Source organism: Gemmatimonadota bacterium, assembly GCA_016209965.1.
Lineage (GTDB): Bacteria > Gemmatimonadota > Gemmatimonadetes > Longimicrobiales > RSA9 > JACQVE01.
This window is the reverse complement of sequence record JACQVE010000203.1, coordinates 1-14,157: the sequence shown is the minus strand read 5'-3', so window position 1 is coordinate 14,157 and position 14,157 is coordinate 1. Positions and strand designations below refer to the sequence as shown.

Sequence of the window (14,157 nt, the reverse complement as noted above, 5' to 3'; positions counted from 1 at the left end):
TGGCCGTTCTCGTCCACTATGGCGCCCTCGAGCGCCCCGCCCAGCCGCTCCGGCACCTCCAGGAAGACCGGCAGCCGGCCCGGCCCCACGACCCCCACCAGAAAGGCCACCGTCTTCCCCGCCCGCCCCAACACCGGCGCCGTCAGCCGAAAGCGCGGCGCCTCTACCCGCGCCGCGGGCCGCAGTCGCTGGAAGGCGGGCGGCACCAGGCCCGGGGCCCAGGCCGCCACGAGCTGCGAGTCCAGCGGCGCGGTCGCCGCCAGCACCCGGCCCGCCACGCTCTGCAGGTACAGGACGTCGAATACCCGCAGCTCGCCCAGCTTCCGGCTCAGATGCCGCTCCAGCGCCGCGCGGTCCGCTACCACCCCCATGGGCCCCGCCGCACCGCCGCTCAAACGCACCGCGCCCGCCGCCAGAAACTCATTCCCCGCCGCGATCGCCTGCAGCCCCAACACGTGCCGCTGCACCTGATCCCGGATGTGCCGCGCCTCCACCTCCGCAATCACGCTCACGTAGCGCTGGACCAGGCGCTCGACGATGCCCTGGCTCCTGACGTACCCCACCGTGTTGGACACGAACAGCGGAGCCAGCGATAACACCAGGAACCACACCAGCAGCCGCCGGCTCAACCGGCCGCGCAGGGGGTTCCGTCCGTGCCCTGCACGCCAGGGCGCTTCCGCCACCCGCACCGCCATGAACGCTGCTTCCTCCTTGGTGGTCCGATCCGCAACTACGCGCAACTACGCCCGCATTCGCAAGACCCCGCCGCAGCCCGCCCAGTGGCGAACGCTCGCCCTCAAAATTGTGCCGCTATTCGTGGTCCTCGCGCCTTGCCAGGCAGGGCGCCCACGCCCCGCTCCAGGGGCGCAAGCGCGAACCGGACCATTTTGGTTCGCAGGCAAGCTGAGCCTCGAGTAGAAGCGCGACCTATCGGCGAGAGGCAAGCGGCGGGCCGCCAGCACCACCCGGGCAACTCGCGTACTGCCAAGGAGTTAGCACTCAGACCCGCGCACCACCCGGGTGAAATGCCCCGCTTCGGGATGAAATGTCCCGGGCGGCTTGGGCTAAATGGCCCAGCCGGGGGCGGGGCAAAGATGGGCCGACCCCGCGCCAACCTTCAGGAGTGCAACGGGTTAGGCGCTTCGCTGCCCTGCGGAACGGGGGTTGCCAGCCCTGAGCAGCGCAAAGAGAGGGCAAGTTGGTTCTGGTTTCGACGTTTCCCGGGACACGGATGGAGCACAGGCGGAGGGTTGTGAAGGACGCGCCGAGCCTAAGTGGTCGAGTTCGCAAGTATGGTGGCATTCGGCGCCTTACTTACGAACTCGAACCACCGGCCGTGTGGCCTGTACAGGCCTGGGGAGCGGTTTTCGACCGGCGCGTTTGGGCCAGGTGGGGCGCGCGTTCCGCGCGGCACGGCGGGATGGCAGGCTGAGCGTGGGGCGCGTCGTCCCCCTGGTCCTGTTGCTGGCCATTCTGGGCGGCGTGCTGGTCAGTCGCGGACGCGGCCAGCGCGTGGTGCAGCCCATCCAGTTCAACCATGCGAAGCACACGGCCCTGGAGCTCGAGTGCAGCCTTTGCCACGAGCATGTAGCGGAGCAGGCGTTTGCGGGGCTGCCGCAGGCCACTGTCTGCATGCTGTGCCACAGCGCTCCCATGAGCGAGAGTCTCGAGGAGGAGAAGGTCCGGCAGTTCGCGGCCAGGGGTGAGGCGATCCCCTGGCGGCGGGTGTACCGGCTGCCGGCCCACGTCTTTTTCTCTCACCGCCGGCACGTCACCCTGGGCAAAATCGAGTGCTCGACCTGCCACGGCTCCATCGCCGAGGCGACAGTTCCGCCGTCTCGCCCGGCCGTGAAGCTGGCCATGGAGTGGTGTCTCGAATGCCATGGGCAGCGGGGGGCGCTGGTGGACTGCAACGCCTGCCATCGCTAGGAGGCCGGATTGAGCCTGGATCGACGGGGTTTCCTCAAGCTGACGGTGTTGTCCACGGCGGGGGTAGCGGCCGGCTCCGGCGGCCAGCAGCTCGGGGCCGTGCTCGAGGCCACGGGCACGGACGAGCGGGTGGCGAACGGTCCGGAGCAGTGGGTCACGACGTCGTGCAACCTGTGTTCGGGGGGGTGCGGCGTGCGAGTGCGGCGCATCGACGCTCGCGCCGTGAAGCTCGAGGGGAACCCCTACCACCCTCTGAGCCGCGGCGGGCTCTGCCCGGTGGCGCAGGCATCGCTGCAGCTCCTGTACAACCCGGACCGGATCCGCGGGCCGCTCGAGCGGGCGGGGCCGCGCGGCTCGGGGCAGTGGCGCCCCCTGGCCTGGGACGAGGCGATCCGGATGCTGGCGGAGCGGCTGGGCGCTCTGCGGCAGCAGGAGCGGCCGCACACGGTGGCGCTGGTGCTGGGGCGCTCCGAGGGGCTCCTGGCCCAGCTCTTCCGCCGCTTTGCCCGCGCCTACGGCACGCCCAACGTGCTGACCACGGAGCTGCCGGATCCCAGCGCCTACGCCCTCTGGCGCACACAAGGGATCCGCGCGCCCATCGCCTACGACCTCGAGAATGCCAAGTACATCCTGAGCTTCGGCGTGCCACTGGTGGACGGGTGGTGGGACCCGGTGCGGCAGATGCGCGCCCTGGTTCAGGTCCGCCAGGGCACACCGGGCCGGCGGGGCAAGCTGGTGCAGTTCGAGCCGCGCCTCTCGCCCACGGCAGCCAAGGCGGACGAATGGATCCCCGTCAACCCCGGGACGGAGGCCGCGCTGGCGCGGGGCCTGGCGCATCTGCTGGTGGTAGATGGCCGCTTCGACCGGGACTTCGTCGCCCGGCACACGGCGGGGTTCGAGGACCAGGTGGATTCCGCCGGCCGGCGGCATGGCGGCTTCCGCGACCTGCTGGTGCGCGAGTACAAGCCCCCGGCCGTCTCCCGCATCACGGGCGTGCCGGAAGAGACACTGCGCAGGATAGCGGCCGAGTTCGCGCTCTACGGGCCGGGCGTCGCCATCGGGCCGCCCGCGGGTCACCCCGATGCAGCCGCGGCCGCCGCGGCGGTGCACGCGCTCAACGCCCTGGCCGGGCGCATTGACCGCCTCGGCGGCGCACTGGTCGCGCGCACCGCCCCGCTGGCGCCCTGGCCTTCCTTCTCGCCCGACACGGCCGCCCGCCGGGGCGCGGCGCGCGCACCGCTCGCCCCCAGCGCCTCCTTCAGCCCCGGCGCTAAGGGTGCCGCCCCCGACAGCGGCTCCATCTCCGGCCTCGCCGCCGCGCTACGCAGCGGCCAGCCCTACCCCCTTGAAGCGCTGCTGCTCTGGGAGGCCAACCCGGTGTTCTCGCAGCCGGGATCGGACCGGTTCCGTGAGGCAGTGGGCCGGGTGCCGCTGGTGGTCAGCTTCTCCCCCTTCCTGGACGAGACTGCCCAGCTCGCCGACCTGATCCTGCCCGATCCCGTCTTCCTCGAAGGGTGGCACGACATGCCCCAGCCGCCCGGCGTGCCCTATCCCGTGATCAGCATGGCTCCCCCAGCTACCGACCCGCTCTACCAGACCCGGCACCCGGGCGACGTGCTGCTTGAGACCGCCCGCGCGCTGGGCGGGAGCGTGGCCCGCGCCTTTCCCTGGCAGGACTTCCGGGAAGCCATGCGCCACGCGGCCCGGGGGCTGTACGCGGCGAGCCGCGGGATGGTGTTCGCGACCCACGGGCAGGAGGGACCGCCCGCGCCGCTCCGCGAATGGGAGTGGGCGCCCATGCCCTACGGCTCCTTCGACGAATTCTTCGAGGAGCTGGCGGCCAAGGGCGGATGGACGGACCCCTCGTACGGCTACCAGGACTGGAAGCGCGTGCTGCGGACGACGTCGGGCAGGTTCGAGTTCCCGGCGCTGCCGCCGCACCAGGTGGCCCCCGCCGCTGCGCCGGCGGACGACCCCTCCTCGCTCCACCTGCACACCTTCGCCGTGCTGGCGCTGGGCGAGGGGCAGGGCGCCAACCAGCCGTTCCTGCAGGAGGTGCTCGCGCCGCACACGGCCGTGCAATGGGGCTCCTGGGTCGAGCTGAACCCGGAGACCGCCGCGCGCCTAGGCATCCGGGATGGCGATCAGGTCTGGGTCCAGTCCGCCGCCGGCCGGGTCGCCGCCCAAGTCAGGCTATATGCCGGCATTATGCCCGGCGTGGCGGCCATGCCCCGGGGGCAGGGGCATACCGCGCTGGGGCGCTATGCGCGCGGCCGGGGCGTCAACGTCATGGAGCTGCTGGGCGACGAGCGCGATCCCGCCACGGGCGCGCTTGTGCTTTCCACCCGCGTGAGGGTCACCAGGGCGTGAACAGGAGTCGAGAATTGACCGGCGCAGCGCGGCAGCCGCGCTGGGGGATGGTGATCGACCTGGAGCGGTGCACCGGCTGCCAGGCCTGCGTCGTCGCCTGCAAGCAGGAGAACAACATCCCCTTCTCGACGCCCGAGGAAGCCGCCTACGGCCGCGAGATTGCCTGGCTGCGCGTGCTGGCCGTCACGGAGCGGGACTACCCGCGCGTCAAGAGCCGCTACCTGCCCGTGCTCTGCCAGCAGTGTGACGCCCCGCCCTGCATCAACGTTTGCCCCACCGGCGCCACGTACCGGAACCCGGAGGGACTGGTCGGCCAGATCTACCCGCGCTGCATCGGCTGCCGCTACTGCGCCAACGCCTGCCCGTACCAGATCAAGGCCTTCAACTGGTACAACTGGTCGCGCTTCCGCTGGCCGGCCGAGCTGCGCCAGTCGCTGAACCCGGATGTCTCGCTGCGCCCCATGGGCGTGATCGAGAAGTGCACCTTCTGCCACCACCGCTTGCAGAAGGCGCGCGAGCAGGCGCGGGCCGAGGGCCGCGAGGTGCGGGGGGAGGGCGAGTACGTGCCCGCCTGCGTCCAGAGCTGTCCGGCCGGGGCCCTGTTCTTCGGCGACCTGGACGACCCCGAGACCACCGTGCACCAGCTCGCGGAAAGCTCGCGCGCGTTCCGTCTGCTCGAGGAGCTGGGCACCGAGCCCAAGGTGATCTACCTCGAGGAAGGGGAGTGGTATGCGGCGACCTGAGGCACGCCCCGCCCGGCCTCTGGCCCGCGAGCAGGACGAGGCCCTCTTCCGCCCCATCCTCAGGACTGGCCCGTCGTTTTATGCCGTGGCCGCGGCGCTCCTGGCCGTCGCTCTCTTCGGCGCCTACGCCTACACCACCCAGCTCCGCAGCGGCCTGGGCGTGACCGGGCTGAACCGCCCGGTCTTCTGGGGCTTCTACATCACCAACTTCGTCTTCTTCATCGGAATCAGCCACGCCGGCACGCTGATCTCGGCCATCCTGCGCCTGTCCAGGGCAGAGTGGCGGCGCCCCATCACGCGCATGGCCGAGACCATCACCGTGCTCGTCCTGTTCTTTGGCCTGGGCAGCGTGGTCGTGGACCTGGGCCGGCCGGATCGGGCCTACTTCGTGATCCCCTTCCTCATGCACGGCCGACTGCGCTCGCCCCTGATCTGGGACGTGTTGAGCATCACCACCTACCTGACGGTGAGCAGCATCTACCTGTACGTCCCGCTCATCCCGGACCTGGCGCTGCTGCGGGATCGCGTCGCCGGCTGGCGCCACCGGCTCTACCGGGCCCTGGCCCTGGGATGGACGGGGACCCACGCGCAGCAGCGGCGGCTGGAACGCGTGATTGCGCTGCTGGCCGTCATTGTCATCCCCATCGCCGTTTCCGTGCACACCGTCGTCTCCTGGGTCTTCGCTATGACCATCCAGCCCATGTGGCACTCGACGATCTTCGGCCCGTATTTCGTCGCCGGCGCCATCTTTTCCGGGATTGCGGCGCTGATCCTGGCCATGGCGCTGGTGCGCCGGATCTACCACCTGGAGAGCTACATCAAGCCCATCCACTTCGATTACCTGGGCATCCTGCTGCTGGTCATGACCCTGCTCTGGTTCTACTTCACCTTTGCCGAGTACCTGACCACCTTCTACGGCCACGAGCCCGAGGAGATGGTGGTGTTCTGGGCCAAGGTGCGCGGCCCCTACGCGGCGTTCTTCTGGGCCATGGTCCTGTTCGACTTCGTGATCCCGTTCGGCATCCTGGCCAACCGGCGCACCCGCACGGTGGCCGGGACCGTCGTGGCCTCGATCTCGGTAGTGATCGGCATGTGGCTCGAGCGCTTCACCATCATCGTGCCCACGCTGGTGAACCCCAGGCTGCCCTGGCCGCAGGAGGCCTACGCGCCCAGTTGGGTCGAGGTGGCCATCACAGCCGCCTTCTTCGCCACCTTCACGCTGCTGTACATGGTGTTCACCAAGCTCTTTCCCATTGTCTCGATCTGGGAAGTCAAGGAGGGGCGGGAGAAGGGGTTGGCCGAGGTGGAGGAGCGGATCCGCGGCTATCTCCCGGCCCCTGAAGCGGAGGCGGCTTATGTCGTACGTTGACTGGCGGCCCCTCGTCCGGCGAGCGGGCGGGGCGGCATGGTGGACTGCGCTCTGGCTGGCGCTCCTGGCCGGCGAGGCGCAGGCCCAGCTCTTTACGCCGCTGGGCGACGCGCAGCGGGGCGAGCGGCTCTTCGAGGCCAAGGGGTGCACCCGCTGTCACCGGGTCGAGGGCCGGGGCGGCAGGATCGGCCCCGACCTGTCCCGGCTGGGGCAGCAACGCGACCTGCCGCAGCTCGCCGGGCTCTTCTGGAACCACTCGCCGCGCATGAGCCAGCGCATGCGGGAGCTGGGCATCACGCGCCCGCTGCTGTCCGGGTCCGAGATGGCCGACATCATGGCCTACCTCTACGTGCTGAACTACTTCGACGAGCCGGGAGATTCGGCGCGCGGCGCGCGGCTGTTCCGGGACAAGCGCTGTGTCTCCTGCCACGCCGTGGCCGGCGCTGGCGGCGGGATCGGCCCGCCCGTCGAGTCGCTGGGCAATTTCGGCTCCGCCCTGCTCATGATCCAGGCCATGTGGAACCACGGCCCCGAGATGCAGGAGCGCATGCAGACTCTGGGCATCCACCGGCTGACCTTCCAGGGCACAGACATGGCCGATCTGCTGGCCTTCCTGCGCACGCAGGGGCGCGGGGATCCGCCGCCCGCACCCGCCCTCGTGCCCGGCGACCCCAGGGAAGGCTGGAAGCTGTTCACCATCAAGGGGTGCATCCGCTGCCACAGCGTGCAAGGGCACGGCGGCAAGCTGGGCCCCGATCTCAGCCGCCACGACCTGCCGCGCACGCCCAGCGCGCTCGCCGGACTGCTGTGGAACCATGGCTCCCGGATGCGGCAGCTCATGCTCCGCTACGACGTACCACCCCCGACATTCAGCGGCACGGAGGTCTCGGACCTGGTGGCCTACCTCTACTTCATTGGCTTCTTCGGCCCGCCGGCCAGCGCCGCGCGCGGGCGCGGCCTCTTCGCCGCCAAGGGGTGCGTCCGCTGTCACGCGGTGAACGGGAAGGGCGGCAAAGTGGGTCCGGACCTCGCCCGCTCCCAGGCCGTGCTCTCCCCCGTCGAGGCCGCGCGCCTCATGTGGGGGCACGCGCCGTTCATGGAAGCACGCATGAAAGAGCTGGGCATACCCTGGCCCGTCTTCGAGGGCAATGAGATGGCCGACTTGCTGGCGTATCTAACATCGCTGCCCGGTTCCCGGGAGCCGGGGCGCTAGCCGCCAGCGGGTCAGTCGAGACCGTAATCCGGGAGGGGGATATGGGGGTGAAACCGAACCCTGGCGCGGGGGGCGCGCCCGACAGGATGGGCGGAGCCGGGCTCGGCCGCCGGGGGTTCCTCAAGTGGGTGCCCGCCGTCGCAGCAGCCGGCGCCGCCGCGCTGGCCGGGATCCCCTCACTGCTGGCGCTCGTCTCGCCGGCACTGCGACGCTCCGCCAGTCAGGCGTGGCTCAAGTTGGGCGACGCGGCCGGATTCAACCTGGGCGTACCCTCCCGCATCGACACGGTGCAGACGGCGCAGGACGCCTGGGTGACGGTCCGTACGCTGCGCAGCGTCTGGCTCTACACGGAGGATGGCGAGCACTTCACCGCCTACAACGCTCGCTGCCCGCACCTGGGGTGCGCCTACGGCTACGACGAGGCGGCGGGCATCTTCCGCTGCCCCTGCCATAACGGCCTGTTCGACGCCAGGACCGGTGCGGTGCTCGCCGGCCCGCCGCCCCGGCCGCTGGACACGCTCGAGGTCAAGGTCGAGGACGGCGTGGTCTACGTCGCCTATCAGGAATTCCAGCACGGTGTGCCCCAGAAGCTGGAGGCATAGCCGCATGCGCCGGGCTTACCGCTGGCTGAACGAGCGGGCCGACCTGGCCGCCCTGAAGCGCAGTTTGTTGGACCGCGAAGTGCCCGATCGCCTGACCTGGTGGCATACCCTGGGCAGCGCCACACTCAGCGTGTTCCTGGCACAGCTCGTGACCGGGCTGGTGCTGGCCATGTATTACTCACCCTCGCCGGACCACGCCTACGACAGCATCCAATTCCTGGAAGAGCAGGTGGTGAGCGGCGCACTGCTGCGCAGCATCCACCACTGGGGCGCGAGCGCCATGATGGTCCTGGTCGTGGCGCACCTGCTCCGCATCTTCATGATGGGCGCCTATAAGTACCCGCGAGAGATCAACTGGCTGGTCGGCCTGCTCCTGCTCCTGGCGGTGGTCGGCTTCGGCTTCACCGGCTACCTGCTGCCCTGGGACCAGAAGGCGTACTGGGCCACGCAGGTGGGCACCAACATGGCCGGCACGGTGCCGCTGTTGGGCCCCATGCTGGTCAAGCTGCTGCGCGGCGGCACGCAGCTCGGGGCGGCCACGCTCACCCGCTTCTACGCCTTGCACGTGCTCTGGCTGCCGCTGCTGCTGGGCGCGCTGGCGCTCGTCCACCTGACGCTGGTGATCCGCCAGGGGATTGCGCCGCGCACCAGCGCCCTGGAACCGGGCGCGCCCCGCCGGACCAGTCAGCCGGAGTACGCGGAGTATTACCGGCAGGCCTATGCCAGCACCAAGAAGGGCGGGGTCCGCTTCTGGCCCGATATCGTCGGCAAGGACGCGCTGGCTGCGCTGGGCGCCGTTGCCGCCATTGTTGCCCTGGCCGCGCTCTTCCCGGCCGGGCTGGAAGCGCCGGCCGACCCTACGGACTCGTCGTATGTCCCGCGCCCCGAGTGGTACTTCCTCCCCCATTACCAGTTGCTCAAGATGGTGCCCGGGTCGCTCGAGGGGGCTGCCGCCGTCGGCGTGCCAATACTGCTGCTGGCCGGGCTGCTGGCGCTCCCCTTCTTCGACCGCAACAGCGCCCGCCACCTGCTCCGCCGCCCGGGAGCGCTGGCGGCGCTCGCCCTCGCCCTCGGCGCCTCGGCCTTCCTCTTCGGCGGCGCCGTGCAACAGGTGCAGACCGTGTCGCCCCCCGAGGTGGGACGGCCGCTCACCCCCGCGGAACGCGCCGGGCGCGCGCTCTTCAAGCAGCAGGGGTGCGCGAACTGTCACAGTATTGGCGGCGTGGGCGGCAACGTCGCCCCGGAACTGATCGAGATCGGGCTCCGCCACTCACCAGGCTGGATCCATAGCTTCCTCGAGGAGCCCACCCGCTTCCACCCCGGAACGACCATGCCCCCCTTCGGCCCGCCCGTGCTCACCCACCAGGAAATCGAGGAGCTCTCCCTCTACCTGGCCTCGCTGCGCGGCCCGCCCGGCAGCAAACAGGAGCCCGAGTACCAGGACACCTTCCCGCTGCCCGGCCGGTGAGCCCATTGCCGCCGCGGGTGGGGCAGATCGCCCGCCGGGACGGTGCTCGGGGCCCGCGGCCCTGGGTCAAATAGCCCGCTGGCGCGCGCCCGCGGGTGGGGCGGTTTCGCGGCATAAGTGCTTGGCCGAGCGTTAATTACAGAATTCCGGCCAGTGCGGAACGGCCATTGCACACGAGGTGCGCGGGTACCGGTGTGGTTCTCAAGAAATCCGGGGGGCGAGAAAAACCCGTTTCGAGCGTCCACCGAAAAACGCGTGGAGAGCACTATGCGATGTGGCGTCATTGGCATGTCAGGCTGCCTGCTTGCGCTGGCGCTGACGGCCGGTCCGGCCGCGGCGCAGGCCGCGCAGGTCCCGGACGGCAAGACCTTGTTCGAGAGCCAATGCAAGATGTGCCATGGTGTGCGGGGTGTCCCCCCGGCCACCATGCGCAAAGCGATGCCGGCCCTGCCGACTTTCGACTCCGCCTTCATTGCCGCGCGTTCCAACGACTCGATTGTCGGCGTGCTGAAGCACGGCAAGGGCAAGAACATGAAGTCCTTCAAGGACACTTTGAAGCCCGAGGAAATGGCAGCCCTCGCCCGTTACGTCCGGAGCCTGGGCTCGAAGCCGCGAACTCCAGCAGGTGGTTGACCTGATTTCTGACTCGGGACACCAAGCTTGGCGCAAGCGCGGACCGGCGCCGGGAGGCCACCCATGAAGAGTGCCCGTCTTCTCCTCGCCAGCCTTTCTCTACTGCCCATCTTACTGGTGGGCTCCGGCCCCCCGGCTGCGGCGCAGAGCGGGGGCCAGAACGGGAAGAGCGGCAGCGCCTTGTGTGCGGACTGCCACCGGGAGCAGTTCACGCGCTTCGCCGCGACTCGTATGGGGGAACTGTTCCTGAACCACCCGCGCAACAGCCTCGAGCGGCGGGGGTGCGAGGCGTGCCATGGTCCTGGCCGGGCGCACGCCGAGTCCGGAGGTGAGAGCAAGGCCGACCTGATCACCTTCGGCCGCAACTCGCCGACACCGGTGGGCGAGCGCAACCAGGTATGCCTGCAGTGCCATGAATCGACTGCCCGCCTGTTCTGGAAGGGGAGTCCCCACGAGGGCCGGGACGTGGGGTGCACCGATTGCCACCAGATGATGAGCGCGCTCACGGAGCGTGGTCACCTGAAGAAGGCGACGGTCGTGGAGACCTGCGCGCAGTGCCACTTGCAGCGGAAGTCGCAGCAGCTCCGCTCCTCGCACATGCCGCTGCGCGAGGGGAAGATGGAGTGCACGAGCTGCCACAACCCGCATGGCAGTCCGGGCGAGAAGCTGCTGGTGGCCAGCTCGGTGAACGAGGTCTGCTACAACTGCCATGCCGAGAAGCGGGGCCCCTTCCTGTGGGAGCACGCGCCCGTGGTCGAGAGCTGCGCCAACTGCCACGATCCGCACGGCAGCAACAAGGAGAAGATGTTGAAGGTGGCCAAGCCGCGGCTCTGCCAGCAGTGCCACATCGAGTCCCGGCATCCCACCAATCCGCAGCTACCGGGGACGAACTTCACCATGAACCGGCAGTGCGTGAACTGCCACGCGCAAATCCACGGGTCGAACCACCCGTCGGGGAATCGTTTCCTGCGCTGATGGGACACCCGACACGGAGGCATTCCATGAGAACGAGATGGCTGGCTCCGGCCGTGCTCCTGCTCGCCGCCTTCCCGGGCGCACGTGGGGGTGCCGGTGTGGCCTGGGCGCAGAGCGCGCCCCTGGGGAACAGGCTCAGCGTTTCGCTGGAAACAGGCGGGCGAGCCTACCTCGAGGAGCTGCCCGCGGCGGAGCGAGGCAAGTTCGAGGAGTACCGCGAGGTCCGCTCCGGCGGCTTTCTGCAGGCGCTGAGCCTGGGCCTGCTCAGCCCGGACGGCCGTTTCCAGGGAGAGGCGGTGGCGCGCGAGATCGGCGAACGAGACCAGCTCGTGCGACTGCGGGTCCAGGATTTGGGGCGCTTCGACCTCCAGCTCCGCTGGGACCGGATCCCGCACACCTACTCGACGACCGCGCGCTTCTCCGCTACGGAGACGCAGCGCGGCGTCTACACCCTGCCCACGCCGCGGCCGGACACGGCGGCGCTGAACCGGGCGCGACTGCTGGGAGCGGTGCGCCTGCAGTGGGATGCGGTCCGGCTGGGGCTGGCCATCAACCCGAGAAAGGACTGGGGCTTCAAAGCGGAGTACACGCGGATCGAGAAGAACGGCGAGCGCCCGCTGGGCATGACGGTGCTGTTCAGGCCCCAGGAGGTGCCCGAGCCCATCGAGCATACGGTACACGACCTGAAGCTGACGCAGGGCTTCTACCGCCAGAACATGCAGCTCCAGTTCAGCTACGACCTGTCCGTCTTCCGGAACGAGCTGGACCGCGTGGTGGCCGACTACCCCTTCAACGCAGTGGACGATCCCAACGCCGGCGGCGCGCGCCAACGCACGGCGCTGGCGCCCGACAACCTGGCCCACTCGCTCGGTCTCGCCGGGGGGGTGAGCCTGCCCGCGAAGACGCGGATCAGCGGCGGGCTGTCCTACGGCTGGCGGCGGCAGGACCAGACGTTCCTGCCCCACACCATCAACAGCGCCATCGCCGCCGACCCCTCGCTGACGCTGGCGCAGCCCGACCTGGCTGCCGACGCCCGGCTGCTGCGCTTCCACCTGGTGGCCAACAGCCGGCCGCTGGACCGACTGAACCTCACCGCACGGTACCGTTACTTCGACTTCGATGATCGCACCCAGGAGCTCGAGTTCCCGGCCCGCGTCGGCTATGGGGACGGCAGGCTCATCAAACTGGAGCACCCGCTGACCGCCCACCGCCTCTGGCATTCCCGGCAGATTGCCGGGGTGGACGGGTCGTACCGCCTGGTCCCGGGCGTGCAGCTCAAGGCCGGCTACGGCTGGGAGCAGGCCAAGCGCAATCCCGAGGCGCGCGAGGTCGGGAAATCCGACGAGCACACCACGAAAGCGGCGCTGGATTTCACCCGCATCGACTGGCTCCTGCTGCGGGCGTCTTACGGCCTGTCGTGGCGACGGGGCGACCCCTACCACGAGGTCGTGGAGGAAGTGCTGCCCGAGCTGCGTCGGCTGGACATCGCCGACCGGGACCGCGAGCGGGTCGAGCTGCTCGGCCGGCTGTATCCTCTCGAGGGCCTGACCATCAGCGCCGCCTACAGCCGGGGACTGGACGAGTACCCGGAATCGGCGTACGGGCTGCAGCGCGACCAGAACTGGTCGGCCTCCGGCGAGGTGAGCTGGACGCCCCTGGACCGCCTCGAGCTGTACGCCGGCTACGCGCGGGACCAGGGCGAGCTGCGGCAGCGCTCGCGCTACCGCGAGCCCAGCGTGCCCAGCAATACCAGCTTCGACTGGGTGGGCAACTCCGGGGACAGGATCACCACCTACTCGGCGGGCGGCAGCCTGGTGCTGCTGCCGGACAGGCTGGACCTGGGCGCGAGCTGGGACTACTCCCGCTCCGTGCTCAGGATGCACGCGTTCAACCCCACACCGCCGGCGGGCGGCACCGCGGCCCAAATCAGGTCGGCGACGGCCACGAACTTCCCGACCATCGAGCAGAAGCTCATGCCGCTCTCCGCATACCTGCGCTATTCGCCCGCCGCGGACTGGGCTTTGACGCTGCGCTACGCCTACGAGAAGTTCGAGGACACCGATTTCCGCACCGACGGCCTCTACCCGGCGATCACGAACGCCGCGTTCCTGGGCCAGGAGTACCGGGACTACAACGCGCACCTGCTGAGCGTAACGGTGGGGTTCCGGCCGGCGCTGCTCCGGCCGGCGCGCTCAACGCTCTAGTCGGCCGGACCTTCCGGCCGCCACCCCGAGCCCTTCGGAACAGCCTGCCTCGCCGGAGGGCTCGGGGCACGTTGCAACCGGACCATGCCTGCGCACCAGTTGCCGCCAAGCGCTATAAGCGGGTCGGGAATGCCCGTGCCTTGATCTGAGCTGAAAACTCCTCTGTCGGCGCTCTCCCTACGCCAGGCACGGCCCTGGTTGAGGAAGTTGCCCACCAGTTCGCGCTTCTTGCTGTCGTTGCTGATCACCGGCTGGCCCCGCTCCAGGAAGTCCTGCTTGACGGTGGCGAGGTAGCGGAACTGCCGGTCCCGGTCGGGATGGCGGGTTTGGGCGATGCTCTTGCGATTCACTCGCAGGGAGTACCGCTGAGCGCACATCACGTTCGCCACCGTATTGGGAGAGGCTTCGATCCCTCGACCCTTCAGCTCGTCACTCAGTGTGCGGGGGTTCTTGCGTGACCACTTTACGCCCGTGATGGGATCGCCGGCAGTCTCATCAGCCAGCAGCTCCTCCAGTGTCTCTACGATGGCGGTTTTTTTCTACCGAGGGCCGGCCGGCTCCAGGAGCGCGCACCCGATCGATATCGATGTCGCCTGCGACCAGCTGTCGGCGGCCTCGGGCCACCGTCTTCACGTTGAGCCCGGTGATCTC

12 protein-coding genes are annotated in these 14,157 nt (G+C 69.6%); 10 read left to right on the top strand and 2 right to left on the bottom strand.

Annotation, left to right across the window (positions count from 1 at the left end; genetic code table 11):
* On the bottom strand, positions 1 to 740 hold a 740-nt coding region (locus HY703_08120), incomplete at its 3' end, for a hypothetical protein (GenBank protein ID MBI4545144.1).
* Between the two features lie 649 nt (positions 741 to 1,389).
* Between HY703_08120 and HY703_08115 the strand changes: the two genes are divergently transcribed.
* The 10 genes from HY703_08115 (at position 1,390) to HY703_08070 (ending at position 13,506) form a co-directional block, all read left to right on the top strand.
* Entirely contained in the window at positions 1,390 to 1,929 is a 540-nt protein-coding gene (locus HY703_08115) for a cytochrome c3 family protein (GenBank protein ID MBI4545143.1), read from the top strand.
* Positions 1,930 to 1,938: 9 nt separating this feature from the next.
* Positions 1,939 to 4,299: a molybdopterin-dependent oxidoreductase gene (locus HY703_08110; GenBank protein MBI4545142.1), complete on the top strand. Its 2,361-nt coding sequence runs from the start codon at positions 1,939 to 1,941 to the stop codon at positions 4,297 to 4,299.
* Positions 4,300 to 4,346: 47 nt separating this feature from the next.
* Entirely contained in the window at positions 4,347 to 5,042 is a 696-nt protein-coding gene (locus tag HY703_08105) for a 4Fe-4S dicluster domain-containing protein (protein ID MBI4545141.1), read from the top strand.
* A complete protein-coding gene (gene nrfD, locus HY703_08100; GenBank protein ID MBI4545140.1) occupies positions 5,029 to 6,411 on the top strand; it encodes a polysulfide reductase NrfD in 1,383 nt (460 codons plus the stop codon). Before HY703_08105 ends, nrfD begins: the two co-directional genes overlap by 14 nt.
* Positions 6,398 to 7,624 (top strand): c-type cytochrome, encoded by a 1,227-nt coding sequence (locus tag HY703_08095; protein ID MBI4545139.1) that lies wholly within the window; start codon positions 6,398 to 6,400, stop codon positions 7,622 to 7,624. The genes nrfD and HY703_08095 overlap by 14 nt, the downstream gene beginning before the upstream one ends.
* A 41-nt stretch (positions 7,625 to 7,665) precedes the next feature.
* Positions 7,666 to 8,226, top strand: a complete 561-nt coding sequence (locus tag HY703_08090) for a Rieske (2Fe-2S) protein (protein ID MBI4545138.1) — start codon at positions 7,666 to 7,668, stop codon at positions 8,224 to 8,226.
* Positions 8,227 to 8,230: 4 nt separating this feature from the next.
* Positions 8,231 to 9,694 carry a cytochrome b N-terminal domain-containing protein gene (locus HY703_08085; GenBank protein ID MBI4545137.1) on the top strand — a complete coding sequence of 488 codons (1,464 nt, stop codon included), beginning with the start codon at positions 8,231 to 8,233 and terminating at the stop codon, positions 9,692 to 9,694.
* A gap of 267 nt (positions 9,695 to 9,961) precedes the next feature.
* Positions 9,962 to 10,327, top strand: a complete 366-nt coding sequence (locus HY703_08080) for a cytochrome c (GenBank protein MBI4545136.1) — start codon at positions 9,962 to 9,964, stop codon at positions 10,325 to 10,327.
* Positions 10,328 to 10,390: 63 nt separating this feature from the next.
* Positions 10,391 to 11,302: a DmsE family decaheme c-type cytochrome gene (locus tag HY703_08075; GenBank protein MBI4545135.1), complete on the top strand. Its 912-nt coding sequence runs from the start codon at positions 10,391 to 10,393 to the stop codon at positions 11,300 to 11,302.
* 26 nt (positions 11,303 to 11,328) lie between these two features.
* On the top strand, positions 11,329 to 13,506 hold the full coding sequence (locus tag HY703_08070; GenBank protein ID MBI4545134.1) for an MtrB/PioB family decaheme-associated outer membrane protein: 2,178 nt from the start codon (positions 11,329 to 11,331) through the stop codon (positions 13,504 to 13,506).
* On the opposite strand, the gene HY703_08065 is transcribed toward HY703_08070, so the two are convergent.
* Positions 13,503 to 14,033, bottom strand: coding sequence for a hypothetical protein (locus HY703_08065; GenBank protein MBI4545133.1), 531 nt, complete (start codon positions 14,031 to 14,033; stop codon positions 13,503 to 13,505). The two genes, HY703_08070 and HY703_08065, sit on opposite strands and share 4 nt — an antisense overlap.
* Between the last annotated feature and the right edge of the window lie 124 nt (positions 14,034 to 14,157).

Coding starts and splice junctions, on each gene's coding strand:
- HY703_08075 (MBI4545135.1), top strand. CDS start 10,391: ATGAAGAGTGCCCGTCTTCTCCTCGCCAGCCTTTCTCTACTGCCCATC.
- HY703_08085 (MBI4545137.1), top strand. CDS start 8,231: ATGCGCCGGGCTTACCGCTGGCTGAACGAGCGGGCCGACCTGGCCGCC.
- HY703_08070 (MBI4545134.1), top strand. CDS start 11,329: ATGAGAACGAGATGGCTGGCTCCGGCCGTGCTCCTGCTCGCCGCCTTC.
- nrfD (MBI4545140.1), top strand. CDS start 5,029: ATGCGGCGACCTGAGGCACGCCCCGCCCGGCCTCTGGCCCGCGAGCAG.
- HY703_08105 (MBI4545141.1), top strand. CDS start 4,347: ATGGTGATCGACCTGGAGCGGTGCACCGGCTGCCAGGCCTGCGTCGTC.
- HY703_08080 (MBI4545136.1), top strand. CDS start 9,962: ATGCGATGTGGCGTCATTGGCATGTCAGGCTGCCTGCTTGCGCTGGCG.
- HY703_08090 (MBI4545138.1), top strand. CDS start 7,666: ATGGGGGTGAAACCGAACCCTGGCGCGGGGGGCGCGCCCGACAGGATG.
- HY703_08095 (MBI4545139.1), top strand. CDS start 6,398: ATGTCGTACGTTGACTGGCGGCCCCTCGTCCGGCGAGCGGGCGGGGCG.